Below are 24294 nucleotides of genomic sequence, written 5' to 3' on the forward strand. Positions count from 1 at the left end.
GTGATCAATTTAACACCTTGCCGTTTGACCGTAAAGAAAGATGCGCTACATACAAGTGTAGCACCGTTCTGAACGTGTAAATTCCTGAATACGGCAGCAGGCAACCTGAATCGCTGCCCTGTCCTGAACCCCTTCTACGTCCGTAAACCTGACAGTCCTGAGACAACAATGTTAGGATGGTCAGCAGACGATTAAGACGGTAACAAGCATGTTAGACAATGTTTTAAGAATTGCCACACGCCAAAGCCCCCTTGCGCTCTGGCAGGCACATTATGTTAAGCAGCGCCTTGAGGCCTGCCATGCAGGTTTGCGTGTAGAGCTGGTGCCGATGGTGACGCGCGGCGATGTCATCCTTGATACACCGCTGGCGAAAGTGGGCGGGAAAGGTCTGTTCGTAAAAGAGCTTGAACTGGCACTGCTTGAAGGTCGCGCCGATATCGCGGTTCACTCCATGAAGGACGTCCCGGTTGATTTCCCTGAGGGGCTGGGTCTGGTCACCATTTGCGAGCGGGAAGATCCACGCGATGCCTTTGTCTCGAATCACTACGACTCCCTGGATGCTCTGCCACAAGGGAGCATCGTTGGCACGTCAAGTTTACGCCGCCAGTGCCAGCTGGCCGAGTATCGCCCGGATCTCATCATCCGCTCCCTGCGCGGTAACGTCGGCACCCGCCTGAGCAAGCTGGATAATGGTGAATATGACGCCATTATTCTGGCGGTAGCTGGCCTGAAACGCCTGGGCCTGGAGTCGCGTATCAAGGCGGCGCTCTCCCCGGAACAGTCGCTGCCGGCCGTGGGCCAGGGCGCGGTGGGCATTGAGTGCCGGCTCGACGATACCCGTACCCATGCGCTGCTGGCACCGCTCAATCACGACGAGACCGCAATCCGCGTGCAGGCGGAGCGCGCCATGAATACCCGCCTGGAAGGGGGATGTCAGGTGCCGATTGGCAGCTATGCTGAATTAACAGATGGCGAACTGTGGCTGCGCGCGCTGGTTGGCGCGCCGGACGGTTCGCAGATGGTACGCGGCGAACGTCGCGGCAAACCGCAGGACGCCGAACAGCTGGGTATTTCGCTGGCGGAAGAGCTACTGGATAACGGCGCCCGTGAAATTCTCGCGGATGTCTATAATGGAGAACCCCCGGCATGAGTATTCTCGTCACCCGCCCTTCTCCCGCAGGAGATCAGTTAGTGAGCCGTCTGCGCGCACTGGGGCAGGTGGCGTGGAGCTTTCCGCTGATTGAGTTTTCCCCGGGCCGGGAACTTCCCCTGCTCGCGGGCCATCTTGCCGCGCTGCGGGCCGATGACATGCTGTTTGCCCTGTCGCAACATGCCGTGGCATTTGCCCACGCCCGGCTGCAGCAGGAAGGCCAGCGCTGGCCGGATGCGCCACGCTATTTCGCTATCGGCAGAACCACCGCCCTGGCGCTGCATACCGAAAGTGGCAAAGAGATTCGCTATCCGCTGGATCGGGAAACCAGTGAAGTGTTGCTACAATTACCTGAATTACAAACCGTTGTGGGAAAGCGCATTCTGATTTTGCGCGGCAACGGTGGGCGGGAACTGCTGGGCGACACGCTGCGCGAGCGCGGAGCAGAAGTGACATTTTGCGAATGTTATCAACGTTGTAATAAATACTATGACGGTGCAGAAGAGGCGATGCGCTGGCAGTTGCGCGGCGTCACTACCCTTGTGGTGACCAGCGGCGAAATGTTGCAACACCTCTGGTCGCTGATCCCACAATGGTATCGTGAAAACTGGTTACTCCGCTGTCGGCTTCTGGTCGTCAGTGAGCGTCTGGCGAACCTCGCCCGGGAACTGGGCTGGCAAGATATTCGGATCGCTGATAACGCCGACAACGATGCGCTGCTGCGCGCATTACAATAACCTCTCATAATGGGAAGCCATAATGACGGAACAAGAAAAATCCTCCGCCGTGGTTGAAGAGACCAGGGAGACTGTGGACACCACGCCACAGCCAGAAACGACAGAGAAAAAGCATGGCAGCAATAAAACCAGTCTGGCGTTAAGCGCGATTGCCATCGCCATTGCGCTGGCCGCTGGCGTCGGTCTGTATGGACTGGTGAAAAAACAAGCGACCAATCAGGTTGCCACGAACGACGAACTGGTGACGCAAATCACCGCCCTGCAACAGGCGCAGCAGTCGCAAAAAGCCGAGCTGGATGGGGTGCTCAAACAGCAGGCCGATCAGCTGGCCGCCGCCACCCGTAAGCAGGACGAGCTGACCAAACAGCTGGATGAAATGCAGCAAAAAGTGGCGGCTATTTCCGGTACCGATGCCAAAACCTGGCTGCTGGCGCAGGCTGATTTCCTGGTCAAACTGGCCGGGCGCAAGCTGTGGAGCGATCAGGATGTCACCACCGCTGCCGCGCTGCTGAAAAGCGCCGATGCCAGCCTGGGCGACATGAACGACCCAAGCCTGATCACTGCCCGCCGGGCAATCACTGCGGATATCGCCAGCCTGTCGACCGTATCGCAGGTGGATTATGACGGCATCATCCTGAAAGTGAATCAGCTGTCGAACCAGATCGATAACCTGCGTCTGGCAGATAATAACGACGACGACTCCCCGATGGATTCCGACAGCAGCGAACTCTCCAGCTCATTGAGCGAGTGGCGCATCAACCTGCAAAAAAGCTGGCAGAACTTTATGGACAGCTTTATCACCGTTCGCCGCCGCGATGAGACCGCCGTGCCGCTGCTCGCGCCGAATCAGGACGTCTACCTGCGCGAGAACCTGCGTTCACGTCTGCTGGTGGCCGCGCAGGCTGTGCCTCGCCATCAGGAAGAGACCTACAAGCAGGCGCTGGATAATGTCTCCACCTGGGTACGCGCTTACTACGATACCGACGATGCCACCACTACCGCTTTCCTCGAAGAGGTGGACAAGCTGAGCCAACAGAACATCACCATGAACGTTCCGGATAAGCTGGAGAGCCAGCCGATTCTGGAGAAGCTGATGCAGACGCGCGTGCGTAACCTGCTGGCACAGCCGGGCGAAGCGGCGGAGCAGTCTCCTGCCCCAGCTCCAGCTCCCGCCCCTGACAGCGCACCGCAAGGAGAGTAATTATGTTAAAAGTTTTATTACTCTTCGCACTGCTGCTCGCCGGGATCGTGCTGGGTCCTATGCTGGCGGGTCATCAGGGCTACGTGCTGATCCAGACCGATAACTACAATATCGAAACCAGCGTCACCGGGCTGGTGATCATTTTGATCCTGGTGATGGTGGCGTTTCTGGCGATCGAGTGGATCCTGCGCCGCATCTTCCGTACCGGGGCCCATACCCGCAGCTGGTTTGTCGGCCGCAAGCGCCGCCGTGCCCGTAAGCAGACCGAACAGGCCCTGCTGAAACTGGCTGAAGGGGACTATCAGCAGGTTGAGAAGCTGATGTCGAAGAATGCCGATCATGCTGAACAGCCGGTGGTCAACTATCTGCTGGCGGCGGAAGCCGCACAGCAGCGCGGCGACGAAGCACGCGCCAATCAGCATCTGGAGCGTGCCGCCGAGCTGGCTGAAAACGATCCGATCCCGGTTGAGATCACCCGTGTGCGCCTGCAGCTGGCGCGTAACGAAAACCATGCCGCCCGTCACGGCGTCGATCGCCTGCTGGAGATCGCGCCGCGTCATCCGGAGGTGCTGCGTCTGGCTGAGCAGGCCTATATCCGCACCGGCGCGTGGGGCTCGCTGCTGGACATCATCCCGTCGATGGCGAAAGCCGACGTCGGCGATGAAGAGCAGCGCGACAGCCTGCAACGTCAGGCATGGATCGGGCTGATGGACCAGGCGCGAGCCGATCAGGGTAGCGATGGCCTGAAGGCCTGGTGGAAAAATCAGAGCCGCAAAACGCGCCAGCAGGTGACCCTGCAGGTGGCGATGGCGGAACACCTGATTGAGTGTGACGATCACGATACCGCCCAGAGCATCATCCTTGATGGCCTGAAACGCCAGTACGACGATCGTCTGGTGATGGTGATCCCACGCCTGAAAACCAATAATCCGGAGCAGATCGAGAAAATGCTGCGCCAGCAGATCAAAACCGTGGGCGATCGCCCTCTGCTGTGGAGCACTCTGGGTCAGTCACTGGCCAGACATGGCGAATGGAAAGAGGCCAGCCTCGCCTTCCGCGCCGCGTTAAAACAGCGCCCGGATGCGTTCGATTATGCCTGGCTGGCGGATACGCTGGATAAACTGCATCTGCCGGAAGAGGCTGCCGAAATGCGCCGCGACGGTCTGCTGCTGACATTACAGAACAATCCCCCGCAGCAATAATTGCACAGGAGGCCTGACGGCCTCCTTTTTTATTTGCTACATTCTTAGCATCTTCTTCAGAGACCCACTCCGCCAATGTAACGATCTCCTTTCATTGAACATTTTTTCTGTACACGCCTTTTACGGCGTGGATTAAATTGTTTTTGAAAGGATCGTTTCATGAACACGCTTTTGTATGCGCTTTTTCACGCGCTGCGCTGTCATCGCTGGCTGCGCCTGCTGGCCTGCGCTTTTCTGTTTACCTCTGTGGGAAATGGCTTAACCCAGGTGATGGTCTTTGGTCTGCTGCTGGAGTGGCAGGCTCCCGCCTCTTTACTGACCCTGGCATATCTGTTTGCCCTGCTACCGGGATTTCTGGGCAGCCTCGTCGGGGAGAAGTTCTGTATGCGTTTTTCACCCATCGGCCTGCTGCTCCTGACAGAGTGGCTGGGTCTGCTCGCCCTGCTGTTTCCCCTGCTGGGCATTCAGTTTCACAGCATGGTAGCGCTGCTGGCGGTGCAGTCCACCGAGGCCTTTCTGACGGGCATGAGCTGGCCCGCGCTGGCCCTGCTGTTTCGGCGAGGATTGTCCGAAGCCGAGCTGCCTGCGGCGACCTGCCTGGAGACGATGATTTTTGCTTCGCAGGTGCTACTGGGCACCGGGCTGGGTATGGTGCTGTTTCATCATCTGCCCGCGCTGGCACTGCTGGGGATCGACGCGCTCACCTTTGCGGGCTCGTTGCTGATGCTGCGCCTCACTGGCAGCGCGTTGCCTTCTCTGGCGCCTGAGCAGGCAGCAGAAACCGAAAGACCGGTGGCGATGCGCTGGCAGGCACTGGGAGCGCAGCAAAAACGCAGCCTGTTGCTGCTTCCTGCCCTCGCCGCCGTGGGTTCACCCGCTATGGCGCTGCTGCCTGCACTGGCGCAGCAGATCGAGCCGAATGATGCTGCCGGGCTGGCCCTGCCTCTGCTTTTTGCCCGCAGCATGGGACAGCTGTGCGGCCCGCTGCTGCTGAAAAGAGAGAGCCTGCCCCGCTACGCCGGGCAAAACCGCCTCCTGCTGACCTGCCTCGGCCTCTTTTTACTTGCCTACGGGACGATCCCGCTGCTATCGGGGATGCAAGCGCTGGGGGTCGTTTTTGTCGCCCATCTCGCTTCGAACGTCGTTTTTGCGGTGGGCACTTTTAGCCTGTTAAGCAGCTTTCAGGCTGACCTGATCTCCTCGGCCAGCGGCAGGGCCTGGCGATGGCAAACCGCCAGCGCATCGCTCTTTACCGGCCTCACGGCACTGGTTGCTGACGTGCTGGGGCCGCTACAGGCGCTGTATGGCGTTTCGGGCTGTGCCCTGCTGATGGTGGTGGGGATCCTGACGCGCTACTGCAGATAAGGCATAAAAAAACGCCTGCTAAAAAGCAGGCGTTAAACAGGTCTGTTTGACAACTTGTGGTGCTTCACTCAACGTTGTGTCCAGGGTGTTTGATGAGGCCGAAGCGACATCTGTCAGTGGACGATAAGCACCGTAAATGGCTCTGCGTCATTCCGGAGTTTATGAGGCACTAAGGCGAACATAAGAGGTGGAATGAGCATCTACACGCATATTATTGCATGCAATGTGCCAATGTTGCATTACGAAGTTGTATGTATCTCAACTTTTTAAGATAAAAGGAAATTATCCCTGTCAATCAGGAAACGGGCGGCAGAATGGGCCAATAATCAGGCCAAAGAGTCTCCAGGAAGAGACAGGCTGACGGATAAAGCGATATATTGATTCATTTCAATAGGTTATATGTCACTTATTCACGACAGGCCAGGATATCGCTGTCGGCAATAAACAACAGGGGCAGGAAAAGCAGAAAACAAAAAACCCCGCCGAAGCGGGGTTCAAAATTGGTCGGCGAGAGAGGATTCGAACCTCCGACCCACTGGTCCCAAACCAGTTGCGCTACCAAGCTGCGCTACTCGCCGATATACTGCTTTTTTGAATTTTTAGTTCAATTCATTAAAAGTCGTGGTGCGAGGGGGGGGACTCGAACCCCCACATCCTAAGGACACTAACACCTGAAGCTAGCGCGTCTACCAATTCCGCCACCTTCGCAATTCACAACTCTTTAAATAATGGGGTGGCTAATGGGATTCGAACCCACGACAACTGGAATCACAATCCAGGGCTCTACCAACTGAGCTATAGCCACCACTACTTGATTCTTTACTCTTTCACGCGGTTCTGCCTACTTAACAGACCACCGCAGCTCCAGCACCGGGTGAATGGTGCGCCCGACAGGATTCGAACCTGAGACCTCTGCCTCCGGAGGGCAGCGCTCTATCCAGCTGAGCTACGGGCGCTTAGCGCCGTTGCGGGGCTGGATATTACGGAGGTCTCGGTCTGCTGTCTAGTGCTTTTTTAAAATAAATGCGCGTTTGCTTAGACTTTGCGCACTTTGCCGCATATTACTGCGTTTTGACCCTTTCCACGTGTCGCCCCAGGCCAAAAAGCCTGTATCCCGCGCTAACGGCCGCCAGGAATATCGCCCCGACATACAGCGACATGCGGGTGTCTTCGTTGAAGTACATGCCGATAAGCACGCAGATCAGGAACGCCATCGTTAAATAGTTAGCCCATGGGAAGAGAATGGAGCGGAACGGATGGCTGGCAATCGCGTTTTTATGCGCCTGACGAAAACGCAGCTGGCTAATCAGGATCACAAACCACGGCACCATACCTGGCAGAACGCTGGCGCTGTAGACATAAACGAAGACACGCTGCGGGTTCGGGATGATGTAGTTCAGGCATGACCCCACCAGCAGAATAATAATCGAGATGGCAACGCCCACCACCGGCACTCCGGCGCCGGAGACTTTTCCCACCGCCGCCGGCAGCTGACGGTTTTTCGCCAGCGCGTAGAGCATACGCCCGCAACTGTACATGCCGCTGTTACAGCCGGAGAGCGCCGCCGTCAGCACCACAAAGTTGATAATCGCCGCCGCTGCGGTAATGCCGATTTTGGCAAAGGTGAGCACGAACGGGCTGCCGTTACTGCCAATCTCATTCCACGGGAAGATAGTGACGATAACAAAAATCGCGCCGACATAGAAGATGAGGATACGCCACAGCACCTTGCCGACCGCGCTGCGCAGGGTCACCTGCGGGTTTTTCGCCTCCCCGGCAGTGATCCCGATAAGCTCAACCCCCTGATAGGACGCCACCACAATGCAGAGCGCCGTCAGGAAGCCCTTCCAGCCGCCAGCAAAGAAGCCGCCGTGTTCCGTCAGGTTGCCAAAGCCAATCGCCTGACCCCCGTTACCCAGGCCGAAGAAGATCACCCCCACGCCGATGACAATCATCACGATAATGGTGGTTACTTTAATCATCGCAAACCAGAATTCGATCTCACCGTACAGACGCACGGCGGCGAGGTTCGCCAGCGCCACCAGCCCCACGGCGATAAGCGCAGGTATCCACTGTGCCATCTCCGGGAACCAGAACTGCACGTAGACCCCAATGGCGGTGATCTCCGATATGCCCACCGCCATCCACATAAACCAGTACGACCACGCCGTGAGATAGCCAAAAAACGGGCTTATGTAGCGATGCGCATAAACGGCGAACGAACCGGCGACCGGCTCGAGGAACAGCATCTCCCCCATGGAACGCATGATAAAGAAGACGAACAGCCCGGCGATGATATACGCCAGCAGGACCGACGGCCCGGCCCATTTCAGGGTGCTGGCGGAGCCCATAAACAGGCCCACGCCAATCGTCCCGCCAAGGGCGATAAGTTCGATATGACGAGCTTCCAGCCCACGCTGAAGCTCCGGTTTTTTCTCTGACATAAATCCTCGGTTGTGCTTGCGACTCTCCCGGCCTGCGCCGGTTATTGTTATAGGTACAGATGCGCTATCACAGGCTGTGCGTAATGGACCGTTTATGTTTACGGGTGATGCAAAAACAGCCTGGTACGGTAGTGACGGGGGGGAATGGTTTCTTAAATTTTGTGAAATGGCAAACGATGCGTTAAAAAAATGAATGTATTGTTGAGAAAAGCAGCAGATTTACGGGCGGATTGCAGCGCGAGCAGTATATCGCGCTGCGATTCAGATATTACAGGCGTCCGGAGTAGTGCCAGCCGAGATAACGCAGCAGACGGAGCTGGCGGGTGATCCGGCTCGGCTGGGATAACAGGCGATAGAGCCACTCCAGCCCCAGGTTCTGCCACACTTTTGGCGCGCGCTTTACGTGGCCGGTAAAGACATCGTAAGTGCCGCCCACGCCCATATAGAGCGCATCCGGATAGACCTGACGGCAGTCGCGCATCAGGATCTCCTGGCGCGGTGAACCCATCGCGACGGAGATGATCTTCGCCCCGCTGTCTCGAATACGGGCAAATAGCGCCTGCTGCTCGTCAGGGCTGAAATAGCCGTCCTGGCTGCCGACGATATTCACCTGCCACTGGTCACGCAATTTCTGCTCGGTTTGCGCCAGAACCCCAGGTTTGCCGCCGACGAGGAAGACTGGCGTACCGTCTGCCCCCGCCCGCGCCATCAGCGCTTCCCAGAGATCGGCCCCCGCGACGCGAGAGATGTTCGCCCCCGGGTACTTCTTACGCACGGAGCGCACCACGCTTATCCCGTCCGCATATTTAAATTCGGCCGCCTCGATGAGGTCGCGCACCTGGGCGTTATCCTCAAGGGTAAGCATTTTTTCTGCATTGATGGCCACCAGCGTGCCGGTTTTGATCCCGTCCCCGGCACAGAGATAGTCCAGCGCATGCTGCATATCACGCCAGCCAATCAGCTTCAGGCCCCGCAAGTCATACTGCGGTGCTGAGGTATTATCAGTCATTATTATCCTTACTCAGACTCGCGAAAGCGCCCTGCCGTTTACCGGTTCGCGCTTATGCACTAACCCGGCGCTGTCGAACAGCCAGTACAGCAGCTTCGCCATCAGCAGACAGGCGCCAAAAACCACCATGAAAAAGACCACGCGGGAGACGAACGAATCCAGCCCTTCTCGCGCCAGTACGATCATATTGAAAATGGCACCGAAACAGAAACTATGCAAAATCGCTGCCTTATAGCGGTTGGTCTCCTGATTGCCCAGCGTATAGAGCCAGTCGAACCATTTTATAATCAGCCCAACGGCAATCGCCCCAGGCAGGATAAACCAGCCGCCGCCCATCACCACCAACGAACCGATCAGCGTCGGTGAGATTGCCAGCCCGGAGTGGTTGTTCAGCACTTCCCAGGTAAAGTAGTTTGCCGTATTCAGCACCACGCCCGGTCTGTCCGGCCACAGCCAGGTGGGGATAAAGACATAAAAATCGCGAACAATGGGCGCCAGCCCCTGAAAATCGATTTTGTCGTAGTTCTGCAGCAGCAGGGCTAAGTTTTCCCACGGCGAGAAGGTGTCGCGGGTGAGGTACAGGAAGGTGTAAAACGCTTCGTCGCCGCTGACATCCATGCCGTAGCGCTTCAGCGCCAGCCAGAACATCCCTACAATCCCCAGCACGCCCGCCGCAGCCAGCATCCACAGCGAGATCCAGCCGCGAATAATGCCAATAAACAGGAAGATCGCGAAGGCGATAATGATGTTTGCGCGCGTGCCGCCGACAATCATATAGGTCAGCAGGCCAAACGCCACGGTACTGACCAGGAAGAAGAGCCACGCCCGGGCATCCTGACGCAGGAAATAGATCACCAGCATCGCCGGAATGAAGAAATAGAAGAAGCGCTTAAGCGCCACCCCGGAGACTTCGCTGGAGAAGATCTGGCTGTAGGAGTGAAGCTTGAACAGCAAAAAGCCGTTGTGCATGAAGAAGATACCGACAGTGACAAGGGCAATGCCCATCAGCATCATCCAGGTCAGATGCGTCTCAACCCGGTTCATGGTGAACAAAGGCCGTCGCGATGCGTCGCTGCTGGCCGGTTTCAGCCGCGTCTTATAGGCGACGTAATAGACCCCATAGAAGCAGGTCGCCGACAGCAGCGCCTGCATCAGGATCTCCGGCGGTACGACGGCCACATCGAAGCGGAACACCAGCACGCTGGTCAGCGGGAAGCCGAAGTAAAAGGTCAGCAGAAACAGCAGCGAGAAGAAGACGTTGAAGTTAAAGCGCACCCGGCGGAATTCAAACCACGTCAGCGTGGCGATAAACAAGGCGCTCAGAAGCCAGATGACCAGCAGGCCGCTAAATTGCAACTGGCTCATGCATTCTCTCCTGAGGCGATCCGCAGCGCCTGGTGCCATGGCGTAAGGTAGTTCGGGCTGAAGAAGTCGATGGCGTTTTTATCCACCTGCGCAAGCTGTCGCTGGGCTTCACGCACCACCTCTTCGTTCAGGTCATCGGTGGTAAACAGCACCGGAATGTGCTGTTCGGTCATGTCCTGCCAGAACGGGTTGTCGCGATTAAGCACACAGGGAATGCCCGCCTGGATCAGCAGACAGAGCGTGCCGATCCCCTGCTGGCGCGCGAAAATGAAATAGCCCAGATCGCACTGACGCAGCAATGCCAGGTAGTCATCAAAGGCCAGCTTATCGCTGAGGATCTGCAAATTGTCCGGGCTGAATAATGCCTGTCCACTCTGACGGACTTCATCGATGTATGCCGCGTTATTAGCAGGATAGCCCATCGGCACGATCACGTTGACCGTATCGCCAAACTGCTGATGAACCGCCTTCAGGGCCGCAATATGTTCGTTACTGCGATCCCCGGAATTACCCACCAGAATCGTCAGTTTACCCTCCCGTTTCACCTCCCGGGCTAACCCGTTCAGCGACGGGTCCATGCGGGTCGGGAAATAGAGCAGCTCACCGCGCACGTTCGGGTGCTGTTTTGCGAAATAGTTTAAATCGCCGCGGGTGGCAAAGATGCAGCCCACCCGCCCCTGCGCCATACGCCGCAGCGGGTAGAAGAGACGGAACTTCCAGCCCCGGGAGACTTCATACAGGTCGGCGCCCCAGATATGCCAGTTAAACTGCGCGGGCCTGATCCCACCACTCAACAAGGCCAGCCACAGGCCGGTATTAAACTGCCCGTGAAAAAAGAACCGCTGCTGGCGGTTGGCTTTGGCTTTGGCGATCACCGCTTTCGCAAGCGTAGCTTTGTCCGGCCAGAAGGTCAGCTGCAGTGCCGGGAAGGCGGCGCTAAGGCCGGTGTCCTTACCCACCACCATAAATTCGCGCGCCAGCGCGCTGCCGGGAGCCAGTTCATCATTAAAGAACCGCAGTACGGTCTGGTTATGGTGTGGGATATCCGATCCCAGGACGTGAATCAGTGCAGTCATGCGCGTTTATGCCAAAGTAGAAAGACGCCGCAACAGGCAGCAAAATAGACAATATAGGTGGCCATATAGGCCTGAGCCGCTCCCAGCGCGCCATGCGCGGGGATCAACCAGTGAGAGAATGCCGTCAGCAACGCAAACTGGCTGATTTCCGCCAGAATGTAGAGCCGCAGCGACGCTTTAGCAATCACCAGATAGCCAAAGACGTAAGCGCCTACTTTCAGTACGTCCCCCACCAACTGCCAGGCGAACAGGTCGCGCATCGCGGTAAATTTGGCGGAAAACAGCAGCCAGATGGCGACATCGCGCAGCAACCAGACGGTAAAGCTGGCAACCGCCACCGCCGGTAAGACGAAGCGCAGCGAACGGAGGATCTCGCGGGTGATCTCCTGCCGGGCGGTGAGCCGTGAGAGCGTGGGCAGCAGGTAGACGCTAAAGGAGGCGGTAATAAACTGCAGATAGGCATCGGAGATGCTGCTGACCCCCTGCCAGATCCCCACCTCATCCCAGCTGTAGTGCGCCGCCAGCAGGTTTCGCATCATCACGTAGGCCACCGGCAAGGTGACGGAGGTGATAAGCGCCATCAGGGTAAATTTGCCCAGCTGCCCCGCCAGAAGCCGATCCCATCCGGGCTTCAGATAGTGCAGCGGAATTGTGCCCCTGCGCATCAGCATAAACGCCGCCGGAACGACCACCAGCGCGGGCACCAGCGCCAGCCCCAGCAGTGCGCCTTCATAGCCGCCCAGCCGGTAGCAGACGTAATAGGCAACCACCCCGATGACGCTACCGACGATGAGCGCCAGCGCATTGCCGGCAGCATCGCGAAAGCCTTTCATCAGCGCCAGCAGCAGGTTCGCCCAGGCGATGCCCATCTGCACCAGCGCCACCAGCCTTACCAGACCCTGATAGCCCGTGTGACCGAACAGCCCCTGGCTGATGGGTGCTGCCGCCAGTAAAAAGATGACCGCCAGCAGGGTGGAAAAGCCCAGCACCATCGCTGATGAGGTACCCACCACCGTGCGTAATTGCGCCTTATCGTCATGATATTGCGCCACGTACTTGGTCACGCCGTTAAAGATCCCCGCCCCGGCCAGTACACCGAGGACGGTGACCAGCTGGCGAAAGTTCCCCGCCTGCCCGACACCCGCCGGGCCAAAGGAGACGGCCAGCAGTTTTACCACCAGCAATCCCGCGCCGATCTTGACGAGTGTGGACGCGGCGGTCCACACCGATGCTTTCGCCAGAGACATATCAGCCGAAATAACTCAGAAGGGTATTGATCACCGTGCGCTGGTTGACCGCCGCGAGGTTGTAGAACAGCGGTAAGCGGAGTAACCGCTCACTTTCTTTGGTGGTAAAGCGATCTTCACCCACGAACTGACCAAAGGCTTCCCCCGCCGGGCTGGAGTGCAGCGGAATATAGTGGAACACCGCCAGAATTTCGGCCTCTTTCAGATACGCGATAAGCGCGCTGCGATCGTCGTTATCCCGCAGCTTGATATAGAACATATGGGCGTTATGGACGCAATCAGCCGGAATGGTCGGCAGCTCGATACGGCCCTTGCGCGCCAGGGGAGCCAGCGCATCGTGATAGGTCTGCCACAGCGCCAGACGCTGCTGGTTGATACGGTCTGCCGCCTCCAGCTGTGCCCACAGGTACGCCGCCTGCAGATCCGCCATCAGATAGCTGGAGCCGATATCGCGCCAGGTGTACTTATCCACCTGCCCACGGAAGAACTGGCTGCGGTTGGTCCCTTTCTCGCGGATGATCTCCGCACGCTCCACCAGGGCGCGATCGTTAATCAACGTCGCGCCGCCTTCTCCGCCTGCGGTGTAGTTTTTGGTTTCGTGGAAGCTGAAGCAGCCGATGTGCCCGATGGTGCCCAACGCGCGGCCCTTGTAGGTGGACATAACTCCCTGTGCGGCATCTTCCACCACGTACAGGTTATGCTTTTTGGCAATCGCCATGATGGTGTCCATCTCGCACGCCACCCCGGCATAGTGTACCGGCACGATGGCGCGGGTCTTGTCGGTGATCGCCGCTTCAATCAGCGTCTCGTCAATGTTCATGGTATCCGGACGGATATCGACAAAGACGATTTTCGCCCCGCGCAGCACGAAAGCGTTGGCGGTGGAGACAAAGGTGTAGCTCGGCATGATCACTTCATCGCCAGGACCGATGTCCAGCAACAGGGCCGCCATCTCCAGCGAGGCGGTGCAGGAGGGGGTCAGGAGGACTTTCGCGCTCTGAAAGCGCTGCTCCATCCACTGCTGGCAACGGCGCGTATAGCCGCCATCGCCGCAAAGTTTGCCGCTGCCCATCGCAGACTGCATGTAATCGAGTTCGGTGCCCACCACAGGAGGCGCATTAAATGGGATCATCTTGTCACCTGTATAGCCAGTAAGCGGTCGTTTCGATGTTGCCGCCGCTTGCGATATAACGTTTAAGCGCGGCGGTGTTGCCCATCTGGGTCGCCACCCGCAAAGTAGAAATCTGCTGTTGCTGCGCCCAGTGCAGCGCCGCCTGCATTAACTTCTCGCCCATACCGCGCCCGGCCAGCAGACCGATACGCGCCTCGTTGTCGCTGAGCTTGCGCAGGGAGACAAAGCCCTGGATGGCGCCATCCGGCGCGCGGAACACCAGGCAAAGATGGTCGAAGGTGCCTTTTACCGCATTCTCGATCCACTGGGCATAGAAGCGACCGCTGTCGTCAGGTGCGTACCAGGGGGCGCGAAAGCGGCTCTGCGCAAAGGCCTGAGCAGCCAGCTGGCGCAGCGCCGGGATATCCTGCTCCATCGCAGGTTCCGCGCCAGGGCAAGCGTGGTGCGTCACGGTAATGGCGAGATCGACTTCGCCTTCCACCAGCCTGAAGCCCTGCGCCTGTAAGGCGTCCAGCCAGTCGGCGCGGGTGGCCGGAATTTTAGCCTGCACCCGCTGCCAGGCGTCCAGCCCGGAAGCCGTCAGCAGCGGAGCATCATCAGAGAGGCGCACAAGCGCCGTGGGAAGGGCAAAAAACTCGCTTTCCCACTCCAGCGGCTGTAACGCACCGTGGAGCTGACTCAACGCCAGACCCCTTTGGTATCAACGATAAATTCCTGACGGACGGCCTCGCCCTGGATCGCTTTAAACTCGTTATGGTCCACCAGCAGCACCAGCACATCGGCGGTTGCCAGCGCCTCTTCAACGCTGGTCAGGGCGCAGTGTCCAGCCAGTTTTTTCGGCAGTTCATGAATATTGGGTTCCACCACCTGCGTTTCACCGCTGTGCCAGTCGGCAATCATCTCAGCAATTTCCATCGCCGGGCTTTCACGCAGATCGTCAATGTTCGGCTTAAAGGCGAGACCAAAACAGGCGATGGTCACCTCGTTCGCGCGCTTGCCGCTTTGGGTCAGGTAATCTGCCAGGGTGGCTTTCACCTGGTTCAGTACCCAGTGCGGCTTGCTGTCGTTAACTTCGCGGGCGGTACGGATAAGACGCGCCTGCTGGGGGTTCTGCGACACGATAAACCACGGGTCGACCGCGATGCAGTGCCCGCCTACGCCCGGCCCGGGTTGCAGGATATTCACGCGCGGATGGCGGTTCGCCAGACGAATCAGTTCCCAGACGTTAATCCCCTGATCGGCGCAAATCAGCGACAGCTCATTAGCAAACGCAATGTTCACGTCGCGGAAGCTGTTTTCGGTGAGTTTGCACATCTCAGCGGTACGGGAGTTGGTCACCACGCACTCGCCTTCGAGGAAGATGTTATACAGCTCGCTGGCGCGGGCGGAACAGACCGGAGTCATGCCGCCAATAACCCGATCGTTTTTAATCAGTTCGACCATCACCTGCCCCGGCAGCACGCGCTCCGGGCAGTAGGCGACGTTGATATCGGCCTGCTCGCCCGCCTGCTGCGGGAAAGTCAGATCCGGGCGCGCCTCAGCCAGCCACTGGGCCATTTGCTCGGTGGCACCCACCGGTGAGGTGGATTCGAGGATCACCAGCGCGCCTTTTTTTAGTACCGGGGCGATGGATTTCGCTGCCGCTTCGACATAGGCCATATCCGGCTCATGCTCGCCTTTGAATGGCGTCGGCACAGCAATCAGGTAGGCATCGGCAACCACTGGTGTGGTACTGGCCCTGAGGTATCCCCCTTCAACGGCGGTTTTTACCACCTTGTCGAGATCTGGCTCAACGATATGAATTTCACCCTTGTTGATCGTCTCAACCGCATGCTGGTTGATATCAACACCCACTACCTGTTTTTGACGGGAGGCAAATGCCGCCGCCGTGGGCAGCCCAATGTAGCCAAGACCAATGACAGAAATGGTAGTAAAACTCATAGCGATACCCGATTGTGTTTAAGTGCGTACAAAATGCGGTCACAGGCCTGGCCATCACCATACGGGTTATGGGCCCGGCTCATGGCCTGATACTCTTCGTTGTTATGTAGCAGGCGCGTCACCTCTTCCACGATGGCTCGTGAATCGGTCCCCACCAGCCTTACCGTCCCCGCTTTAACCGCTTCAGGACGCTCGGTGGTTTCACGCATCACCAGCACCGGTTTCCCCAGTGAAGGCGCTTCTTCCTGAATTCCGCCTGAGTCCGTCAGGATCAGCCAGGCATGGTTCATCAGCCAGACGAATGGCAGATAGTCCTGCGGCTCAATAAGTATGACGTTTTTGACATGCCCCAGGATGCGGTTGACCGGCTCGCTGACATTAGGGTTCAGATGCACCGGATAGACGATCTGGACATCTTCGTTACGCGCGGCGATTTCAGCCAGCGCATGGCAAATTTGCTCGAAGCCCTGGCCAAAACTTTCCCGCCGGTGTCCGGTGACCAGAATCATCTTTTTACCGTTAGCGAGAAACGGATACTGTTCGGCCAGTTGCCCACGCAGGCTGTCGTTCGCCAGCACCCGGTCGCGCACCCAAATCAGCGCGTCGATCACCGTGTTGCCGGTGACAAAGATGTGCTGGTCGTTAACGTTTTCGCGCAGCAGGTTCTGACGGGAGTTCTCGGTTGGCGCAAAGTGATACATTGCCAGATGCCCGGTCAGGGTCCGGTTCGCCTCTTCTGGCCACGGGGAGGAGAGATCGCCCGTGCGTAAACCGGCTTCGACATGTCCAACCGGAATACGTTGATAGAATGCCGCCAGACTGGTGGCGATGGTGGTGGTGGTATCGCCGTGCACCAGCACGACATCCGGCCTGAACGACTCCAGAATAGGTTTTAAACCTTCCAGAATACGGCAGGTAATTTCGGTTAGCCCTTGCCCCGGCTTCATAATATTGAGGTCGTAGTCGGGAACAATGGAAAAGAGTTTTAGGACCTGATCCAGCATCTCCCGATGCTGCGCGGTAACGCAAACTTTCGCCTCAAAATAAGGGTCGCTTGCCAGCGCATGGACCAGAGGCGCCATCTTGATGGCTTCCGGCCTTGTACCAAAGACAGTGAGTACTTTCACATCGATTCTCTTCGATTAAGCGATGAAGGCCAGCAGCCTTCATCGTAGACGGCGTTCTTAAATTTTGCGACGACGGGTTAATGCCACGCCTGCGCCAATTAAAGCACCCACAATCCCCCACATAATCATCAGGAATGCGCGACGTGGACTATCGCGTTTTACAGGTTCTTCAGGTGTTCGCAAATAACGATAGGTCTGAAAACGCGGGTCCAGTGTCGGACCGACGTTGAGGGTGTTGAGCATGGCGCGGTTCTGGTCGTAATCGAGGTCAAAATCTGGCCCAACGGCCTGCAGATTTTCCAGGCGCGCCTGGAGCATAGGACGCCCCAGCAGGAACATTTCAGAATCGGGCAGTTCATCGGCAGGCACATCGGTTTCACTGCGCGAGATATTGCTCTTTTCAGCAATCTTCAGCGCCTGATCGAGGTTATGTACCCGGCGGTTAAAGATGGCTTTGGCGACCTCTTCCTGACGTTTGACCTGCGCTTTCATCTGCACGGTACGCGCCGCCCAGGCGCCTTTCAGCTCATCATTAAGGTGGCTTGCTGCGCGCTGGCTGGCGAAAGCGACATACTGACGCAGCAGGTTATTCGCGTCCGGCGCGGTTTCAGCAATCAGCTTGACGCTGTCGTTGATGTTGCGCAGCGGATCGCCCGCCATAAACTGAATGTTGTTGATCAGCTCATCCAGCAGGGCTGCATCGGCTTTGCTGTTGCCGACCATTCTCTGTTTGAAATAGTCGGTCTGGTTCCAGAAATCACGGCGCGTATCCCAGGAGGCGAGCTGCATAACAAACTCTTTGTAGGACTCGTCCATTACCGAAGTCTGGTCGGCGGTCGCAGGATTCGCTTTTACATCCAGATTCTGCAGAAACTGTTGCTGAGAGTAGAAACCTCCAAGCATATTCACCGTAGGACGGTCGGTAATCGCCGTCGCACTCCACTCTTGTCTGGCGAAAAAGGTATAGGCCAGAGCGATAAGTGCAAAGCCCAGCGCAATACCTGCAATCCAAAACTTGCCCGCCCATAACACGCGGAACAAGCCACGAACATCCAGCTCATTCTCAGTTACCACTGATTTTGCTCCCGCCAACGGTTGAGTCATTACAGTCCCGATTTACTTAGTTAAAGTTGGGTTATTGCCATTATTTCTACGCATACGGCGTTTTACGCGTTTAATAAAGCGCGCTACTTTCCATGCGCGTTTAATACAGTAGCCGTACAGGAAAAATGCAAGCAAGAATAATACCAACATTACCCATTCAGGAATGAAATGTGCATATTCTGCGGCAACGCCAATCCCGGCTAACAGCGCAGCGGCCAGCGTAATCAAGACAAATGCCTGTCGTGAGGTGAAGCCGGCACGCATAATAAGATGATGAATATGCTGGCGGTCTGGGGAGAAGGGACTCATGCCTTTACGCAGACGGCGGTACATTATTGCCACCATATCCATCAATGGAATGGCGATGATCCACAGTGCCGTCACCGGACTGATTGGATGGGTGTTACCCTGAGTAGTTTCCAGCAGGATCCAGATGATGGTAAAGCCAATCAGCGTACTGCCGGCATCCCCCATAAAGACCTTGTAGCGACGTCCCAGGACACCGAGGTTAAGGCAGATATAAGGCAGAATGGCGGCGATCATCGCGAAGCACCACATCGACAGGCTGTACTGGCCATCAAACCAGAGGATGATGCCGATAGCCGCGAAGGAGACGCTGGAGAGCCCACCAAGCAGACCGTCAATGCCGTCTACCATGTTAAAGGCGTTAATCGCCGCCCATACGGCAAACAACGTCAGGAAGTAGCCGAATGGCCCCAGTACCATCTCCCAGGTGCCAAAGATGTAGCCCAGGCTGCTGAGATAGAGTTTCCCTACCACCATCATGATGACGCCGATAGCCGCCTGAACCGCGGCGCGGAATTTGACGCTGATATCGTATCGGTCATCCAGCGCGCCAACCAGCACCAGCACGCCGGCACAGGCCAGATAGAGTGCCGCATGAGGGATATAATAATCCGCAATGGCGAAGGTGAAGCAGATACCCGCGTAAACCGAGATCCCACCAACCAGCGGAATCAAGCCTTGATGGCGTTTACGATAATTGGGCTTATCCACCAGTCCGACTCTCTTCGCGACCTTACGGGCGAGGAATAAAAAACAGGTGGTAAAAAGAAAAATACTGATTAGCTCAGTCACCGCAGTGAGTAGATTCACAATGGATGCTCTCAACAAATGTTAATCCCGAAAGTATAACCTTGAAGGCTCGGCTCAAGAAGGAAAAAGCAGGCCTCGCCCAAGTCCCTTTGTTTATTTTTCAGACAATTACTTTTCTGCTTTGACGAACATTCCGATTTTCGTCCCCGGCAGTATAATTTGACAGCTTACTGTTACAGCGTATAAGCCATAAAAGAAAAACGCCACGTAAAAACGTGGCGTTTCGGCGCTTTATTTATATTACGAGCGTTTCATCATATCGAAGAAATCATCGTTAGTTTTCGTCATCGCCAGCTTGTTAATGAGGAACTCCATCGCGTCGATTTCACCCATTGGATGGATAATTTTGCGCAGGATCCACATTTTCTGCAGCTCTTCCTGAGTGGTGAGCAGCTCTTCTTTACGGGTACCGGAACGGTTGTAATCGATAGCCGGGAAGACGCGTTTTTCAGCGATTTTACGCGACAGGTGCAGTTCCATGTTGCCTGTACCTTTAAATTCTTCGTAAATCACTTCATCCATCTTCGAACCGGTGTCGATCAGCGCGGTTGCGATGATGGTCAGGCTGCCGCCCTCTTCCACGTTACGCGCAGCACCGAAGAAACGCTTCGGACGATGCAGGGCGTTGGCATCCACACCACCGGTCAAGACTTTACCGGACGCTGGAACCACGGTGTTGTAGGCACGCGCCAGACGGGTGATGGAGTCAAGCAGGATGATAACGTCTTTCTTATGCTCAACCAGACGCTTCGCCTTCTCGATAACCATTTCAGCAACCTGAACGTGGCGGGAGGCAGGTTCGTCAAAGGTCGACGCCACAACTTCACCTTTCACCAGACGCTGCATCTCGGTCACTTCTTCCGGACGTTCGTCAATCAGCAGTACCATCAGTACGCAGTCTGGGTGGTTGTAAGCGATGCTCTGCGCGATATTCTGCAGCAGCATGGTTTTACCCGCTTTTGGCGGCGCGACAATCAGACCACGCTGACCGCGACCAATCGGCGAAGCCAGATCCAGAACGCGAGCGGTTAAGTCTTCAGTAGAACCGTTACCACGCTCCATGCGCAGGCGTGAGTTCGCGTGCAGCGGCGTTAAGTTTTCGAACAGGATCTTATTGCGCGAGTTTTCCGGCTTATCGTAGTTAACTTCGTTAACTTTCAGCAGCGCAAAGTAGCGTTCACCCTCTTTAGGAGGACGAATCTTACCTGAAATGGTGTCACCAGTGCGGAGGTTGAAACGGCGGATTTGGCTGGGAGAAACGTAGATATCATCAGGACCGGCGAGGTAGGAGCTGTCTGCAGAGCGGAGGAAACCAAATCCGTCCTGCAATATCTCCAGCACACCGTCGCCAAAGATATCTTCGCCACTCTTTGCGTGCTGCTTCAGGATGGCAAAAATGATGTCCTGCTTGCGCATACGAGCCTGGTTTTCCAGCCCCATATTTTCGCCGAGAGTGATCAGCTCAGAAACCGGCGTATTCTTTAATTCGGTAAGATTCATAATGGTGTGGGTTCTTAAACTCGGGGTAATACTCGAACTTAATTTGTGAATGGTATGGCAGGGTCATCCATGCCTGTTAACGGCTATCAACTCATGTCTGTTCGCTGTCTGCTCACAGGGAAAGCACAGAACTGAAACGACAAGACGGATTGAGTGACAAGCCCGGAATCTATCCACTTCTCGCACTGTTTATGTCAACAACGGGAAGTATCGGGTAAAACAAGATTCAAACAACAAGGTATGTTTAAAACGAAGTCATAGGTAACTTAGCACGACTCAAGCCGGGCGTCCAGAGATCCAAACAATTTAGAAACCCTGGACGCACAGACGAGAAGCCTTACGCCAGATTGGCGTCCAGGAACTCTTTCAGCTGACCTTTGGACAGGGCGCCCACTTTGGTCGCTGCTACTTCACCGTTTTTAAACAGCAGCAGAGTCGGGATGCCGCGGATGCCATATTTTGGCGCGGTGCCCGGGTTCTGGTCGATGTTCAGTTTAGCCACGGTCAGTTTGCCCTGATATTCGTCGGCGATCTCATCCAGAATCGGGGCGATCATTTTGCAAGGACCACACCATTCAGCCCAGAAATCGACGAGGATCAGCCCGTCAGCTTTAAGTACGTCCGTGTCAAAACTGTCGTCAGTCAGGTGAATAATTTTATCGCTCATATATAACTCCACAGGAATAAGCCTGGCGCGTTGATCTTGCATCCATCAACGACCTGTTGATGTCGCATTAACCAACTAAAGGTTGACTTTATTTCACCGGATACGCTTTCGTAAAGCAATAGTAAGCTGATATTCTACCACACTATGAGCAAAACACATTTAACAGAACAGAAGTTTTCCGACTTCGCCCTGCACCCAAAAGTGATCGAAGCCCTTGAAACAAAAGGGTTTCATAACTGCACGCCCATTCAGGCTCTCGCCCTTCCGCTGACGCTGGCGGGTCGCGACGTTGCAGGGCAGGCGCAAACCGGTACCGGCAAAACGATGGCGTTTTTAACGTCAACGTTTCATTATTTACTCTCTCATCCGGCAATTGCTGACCGTAAAGTTAACCAACCGCGCGCGCTGATTATGGCACCGACGCGAGAACTGGCGGTCCAGATCCACGCTGATGCAGAACCCCTGGCGCAAGCTACCGGCCTGAAACTCGGCCTGGCCTACGGCGGTGACGGTTATGACAAACAGCTGAAAGTGCTGGAAAGCGGCGTCGATATTCTGATCGGCACCACCGGCCGTCTTATCGATTACGCGAAGCAGAACCACATTAACCTCGGCGCTATCCAGGTTGTGGTGCTGGACGAAGCCGATCGCATGTACGATCTCGGCTTTATTAAAGATATCCGTTGGCTGTTCCGTCGCATGCCTGCCGCTAACCAGCGTCTGAATATGCTGTTCTCGGCCACGCTCTCTTATCGCGTCCGTGAACTGGCGTTCGAACAGATGAACAACGCCGAATACGTCGAAGTGGAACCGGAACAGAAAACCGGCCACCGTATTAAAGAAGAGCTCTTCTACCCTTCTAACGAAGAGAAAATGCGTCTGCTGCAGTCGCTCATTGAAGAAGAGTGGCCGGATCGCGCGATCGTTTTCGCCAACACTAAACACCGCTGTGAAGATATCTGGGGCCACCTGGCTGCGGATGGACACCGTGTTGGTCTGTTAACGGGCGATGTCGCACAGAAAAAACGTCTGCGCATTCTTGAAGAGTTTACCCGTGGCGATCTGGATATTCTGGTTGCAACGGATGTCGCCGCGCGCGGCCTGCACATCCCGGCGGTCACGCACGTCTTCAACTATGACCTGCCGGATGACTGCGAAGATTACGTTCACCGTATCGGGCGTACCGGTCGTGCGGGCGCCAGCGGGCACTCCATCAGCCTGGCCTGTGAAGAGTACGCGCTGAATCTGCCCGCCATTGAGACCTATATCGGCCACTCAATTCCGGTCAGTAAATATAACCCGGAAGCGCTGTTAAGCGAGCTTCCGCCGCCGAAGCGCCTGACCCGCGCGCGTTCTGGCAATGGTCCGCGCCGTAACAGCGCACCGCGTAATCGTCGTCGTTCAGGCTAAAAATATGCTCCGGTCTACCTCGCTCTATGCAGCTATTGATTTAGGTTCGAATAGTTTTCATATGCTGGTTGTGCGCGAGGTGGCGGGCAGTGTTCAAACGCTGGCGCGTATTAAGCGTAAGGTCCGCCTCGCGGCGGGCCTGAGTGCTGATAATCAGCTCTCTCCAGAAGCCATGGAGCGCGGCTGGCAATGTCTGCGTCTTTTTGCCGAGCGTCTGCAGGATATCCCTACCCAGCAAATCCGTGTTGTTGCTACCGCCACCCTGCGTCTGGCGGTGAATGCCGGTGAATTTATTGCCACTGCCCAGCAGATCCTGGGCTGCCCGATACAGGTGATCAGCGGTGAAGAAGAAGCCCGCCTGATTTATCAGGGGGTAGCGCATACCACGGGCGGTGACGAGCGTCGTCTGGTGGTGGATATCGGTGGTGCAAGCACTGAACTGGTCACCGGTAATGGCGCTCAGGCGACATCCCTCAACAGCTTATCGATGGGCTGTGTCACCTGGCTTGAACGCTACTTCACCGATCGAAATCTGGCGCAAGAAAACTTTGATGACGCGGAAAAAGCCGCGCGCGAAGTGCTGCGTCCGGTGGCCGATGAACTGCGTTATCACGGCTGGAAAGTCTGCGTTGGCGCGTCCGGCACCGTCCAGGCGCTGCAGGAAATCATGATGGCGCAGGGGATGGATGAGCGCATCACGCTGGCGAAACTTCAGCAGTTAAAACAGCGCGCGATCCTCTGTGGCCGCCTGGAAGAGCTGGAAATTGAAGGACTCACCCTTGAACGCGCGCTGGTCTTCCCGAGCGGGCTGGCGATCCTGATTGCCATTTTCACCGAACTGAATATTCAGTGCATGACCCTTGCGGGTGGCGCGCTGCGGGAAGGGCTGGTCTACGGCATGCTACATCTGGCGGTCGATCAGGATATTCGCGACCACACCCTGCGCAACATCCAGCGCCGGTTTATGGTCGATATTGAGCAGGCGCACCGGGTCGCCAGGCTTGCGACAAAATTCCTCGATCACGTCGAAAATGAGTGGCATATTGAGCCTATCTGTCGCGAACTACTCCTGAGCGCCTGTCAGCTACATGAAATTGGCCTGAGCGTCGATTTCAAACAAGCGCCGCTGCACGCGGCGTATCTGGTACGCAATCTCGATTTGCCCGGCTTTACCCCGGCGCAAAAGAAACTCCTGGCGACGCTGCTGTTAAACCAGACCAACCCTGTCGATCTCTCTTCGCTCCACCAGCAAAACGCGGTTCCGCCGCGCGTGGCGGAACATCTGTGCCGCCTGCTGCGTCTGGCGATCCTCTTTGCCAGCCGTCGCCGGGACGATCTGTTGCCGGCCATCACGCTGAAGGCGGAAGGAGAGAAACTGACGCTAGCCTTACCGGAAAACTGGCTCGATACGCATCCGCTGGGCGCCGAAATGCTGGTACAGGAGTCCCAGTGGCAGAGCTACGTGCACTGGGCGCTTGAGGTTCATTAATTACGACGATAT

The 24294-nt window shown here is 56.4% G+C and carries 20 protein-coding genes and 4 tRNA genes; 7 read left to right on the forward strand and 17 right to left on the reverse strand.

Going from position 1 to position 24294, the window contains the following annotated elements; genetic code table 11:
• The first annotated feature begins 208 nt into the window (after positions 1 to 208).
• The 5 genes from hemC (at position 209) to B3X29_RS07175 (ending at position 5655) form a co-directional block, all read left to right on the forward strand.
• Complete coding sequence (gene hemC, locus B3X29_RS07155; RefSeq protein WP_103177450.1) at positions 209 to 1150, forward strand: hydroxymethylbilane synthase; 942 nt, start codon at positions 209 to 211, stop codon at positions 1148 to 1150.
• Positions 1147 to 1887 carry a uroporphyrinogen-III synthase gene (hemD, locus tag B3X29_RS07160; RefSeq protein WP_159340425.1) on the forward strand — a complete coding sequence of 247 codons (741 nt, stop codon included), beginning with the start codon at positions 1147 to 1149 and terminating at the stop codon, positions 1885 to 1887. Before hemC ends, hemD begins: the two co-directional genes overlap by 4 nt.
• Positions 1888 to 1909: 22 nt before the next feature.
• Positions 1910 to 3088, forward strand: a complete 1179-nt coding sequence (gene hemX, locus B3X29_RS07165; protein WP_290513168.1) for a uroporphyrinogen-III C-methyltransferase — start codon at positions 1910 to 1912, stop codon at positions 3086 to 3088.
• A gap of 2 nt (positions 3089 to 3090) precedes the next feature.
• Entirely contained in the window at positions 3091 to 4290 is a 1200-nt protein-coding gene (hemY, locus tag B3X29_RS07170) for a protoheme IX biogenesis protein HemY (protein ID WP_103177453.1), read from the forward strand.
• 159 nt (positions 4291 to 4449) lie between these two features.
• Positions 4450 to 5655: an MFS transporter gene (locus B3X29_RS07175; protein WP_159340423.1), complete on the forward strand. Its 1206-nt coding sequence runs from the start codon at positions 4450 to 4452 to the stop codon at positions 5653 to 5655.
• A gap of 501 nt (positions 5656 to 6156) precedes the next feature.
• Here B3X29_RS07175 and B3X29_RS07180 read toward each other — a convergent pair.
• The 17 genes from B3X29_RS07180 to trxA form a co-directional block, all read right to left on the reverse strand.
• Positions 6157 to 6233: transfer RNA gene (locus B3X29_RS07180), tRNA-Pro, on the reverse strand.
• 44 nt (positions 6234 to 6277) lie between these two features.
• Positions 6278 to 6363 (reverse strand) — tRNA-Leu (locus B3X29_RS07185).
• A 21-nt stretch (positions 6364 to 6384) separates the two neighbouring features.
• Positions 6385 to 6460: transfer RNA gene (locus tag B3X29_RS07190), tRNA-His, on the reverse strand.
• 74 nt (positions 6461 to 6534) lie between these two features.
• A tRNA-Arg gene (locus B3X29_RS07195) sits at positions 6535 to 6611 on the reverse strand.
• Between the two features lie 105 nt (positions 6612 to 6716).
• Entirely contained in the window at positions 6717 to 8099 is a 1383-nt protein-coding gene (thrP, locus tag B3X29_RS07200; protein ID WP_156655356.1) for a bifunctional threonine/serine APC transporter ThrP, read from the reverse strand.
• Positions 8100 to 8367: 268 nt separating this feature from the next.
• The gene (gene wecG, locus B3X29_RS07205) at positions 8368 to 9108 is read right to left on the reverse strand and encodes a lipopolysaccharide N-acetylmannosaminouronosyltransferase (protein ID WP_159340422.1); all 741 of its coding nucleotides are present in this window, start codon (positions 9106 to 9108) and stop codon (positions 8368 to 8370) included.
• 12 nt (positions 9109 to 9120) lie between these two features.
• Entirely contained in the window at positions 9121 to 10473 is a 1353-nt protein-coding gene (wzyE, locus tag B3X29_RS07210; RefSeq protein ID WP_103177457.1) for an ECA oligosaccharide polymerase, read from the reverse strand.
• A complete protein-coding gene (locus B3X29_RS07215) occupies positions 10470 to 11549 on the reverse strand; it encodes a TDP-N-acetylfucosamine:lipid II N-acetylfucosaminyltransferase (RefSeq protein ID WP_156655358.1) in 1080 nt (359 codons plus the stop codon). The genes wzyE and B3X29_RS07215 overlap by 4 nt, the downstream gene beginning before the upstream one ends.
• Complete coding sequence (wzxE, locus tag B3X29_RS07220; protein ID WP_159340421.1) at positions 11546 to 12796, reverse strand: lipid III flippase WzxE; 1251 nt, start codon at positions 12794 to 12796, stop codon at positions 11546 to 11548. The genes B3X29_RS07215 and wzxE overlap by 4 nt, the downstream gene beginning before the upstream one ends.
• A 1-nt stretch (position 12797) precedes the next feature.
• On the reverse strand, positions 12798 to 13928 hold the full coding sequence (gene rffA / locus B3X29_RS07225) for a dTDP-4-amino-4,6-dideoxygalactose transaminase (RefSeq protein WP_103177460.1): 1131 nt from the start codon (positions 13926 to 13928) through the stop codon (positions 12798 to 12800).
• Positions 13929 to 13932: 4 nt separating this feature from the next.
• On the reverse strand, positions 13933 to 14610 hold the full coding sequence (gene rffC / locus B3X29_RS07230) for a dTDP-4-amino-4,6-dideoxy-D-galactose acyltransferase (protein ID WP_103177461.1): 678 nt from the start codon (positions 14608 to 14610) through the stop codon (positions 13933 to 13935).
• Entirely contained in the window at positions 14607 to 15869 is a 1263-nt protein-coding gene (wecC, locus tag B3X29_RS07235; protein ID WP_103177462.1) for a UDP-N-acetyl-D-mannosamine dehydrogenase, read from the reverse strand. Before wecC ends, rffC begins: the two co-directional genes overlap by 4 nt.
• Positions 15866 to 16996, reverse strand: a complete 1131-nt coding sequence (wecB, locus tag B3X29_RS07240) for a non-hydrolyzing UDP-N-acetylglucosamine 2-epimerase (RefSeq protein ID WP_103177463.1) — start codon at positions 16994 to 16996, stop codon at positions 15866 to 15868. Before wecB ends, wecC begins: the two co-directional genes overlap by 4 nt.
• A 57-nt stretch (positions 16997 to 17053) precedes the next feature.
• Positions 17054 to 18100, reverse strand: a complete 1047-nt coding sequence (gene wzzE / locus B3X29_RS07245; protein WP_103177464.1) for an ECA polysaccharide chain length modulation protein — start codon at positions 18098 to 18100, stop codon at positions 17054 to 17056.
• 12 nt (positions 18101 to 18112) lie between these two features.
• The gene (gene wecA, locus B3X29_RS07250; protein WP_103177465.1) at positions 18113 to 19216 is read right to left on the reverse strand and encodes a UDP-N-acetylglucosamine--undecaprenyl-phosphate N-acetylglucosaminephosphotransferase; all 1104 of its coding nucleotides are present in this window, start codon (positions 19214 to 19216) and stop codon (positions 18113 to 18115) included.
• A gap of 240 nt (positions 19217 to 19456) precedes the next feature.
• Positions 19457 to 20716 (reverse strand): transcription termination factor Rho, encoded by a 1260-nt coding sequence (gene rho / locus B3X29_RS07255; protein ID WP_001054528.1) that lies wholly within the window; start codon positions 20714 to 20716, stop codon positions 19457 to 19459.
• Positions 20717 to 21053: 337 nt separating this feature from the next.
• Complete coding sequence (gene trxA / locus B3X29_RS07260; RefSeq protein ID WP_006179218.1) at positions 21054 to 21383, reverse strand: thioredoxin TrxA; 330 nt, start codon at positions 21381 to 21383, stop codon at positions 21054 to 21056.
• 144 nt (positions 21384 to 21527) lie between these two features.
• Between trxA and rhlB the strand changes: the two genes are divergently transcribed.
• Positions 21528 to 22793 carry an ATP-dependent RNA helicase RhlB gene (gene rhlB, locus B3X29_RS07265; protein ID WP_103177466.1) on the forward strand — a complete coding sequence of 422 codons (1266 nt, stop codon included), beginning with the start codon at positions 21528 to 21530 and terminating at the stop codon, positions 22791 to 22793.
• Between the two features lie 4 nt (positions 22794 to 22797).
• Positions 22798 to 24282 carry a guanosine-5'-triphosphate,3'-diphosphate diphosphatase gene (gene gppA / locus B3X29_RS07270; protein WP_103177467.1) on the forward strand — a complete coding sequence of 495 codons (1485 nt, stop codon included), beginning with the start codon at positions 22798 to 22800 and terminating at the stop codon, positions 24280 to 24282.
• The last annotated feature ends 12 nt before the right edge of the window (positions 24283 to 24294 follow it).

This window comes from Leclercia sp. UBA5076, assembly GCF_002416465.1.
Classification (GTDB): domain Bacteria; phylum Pseudomonadota; class Gammaproteobacteria; order Enterobacterales; family Enterobacteriaceae; genus Enterobacter.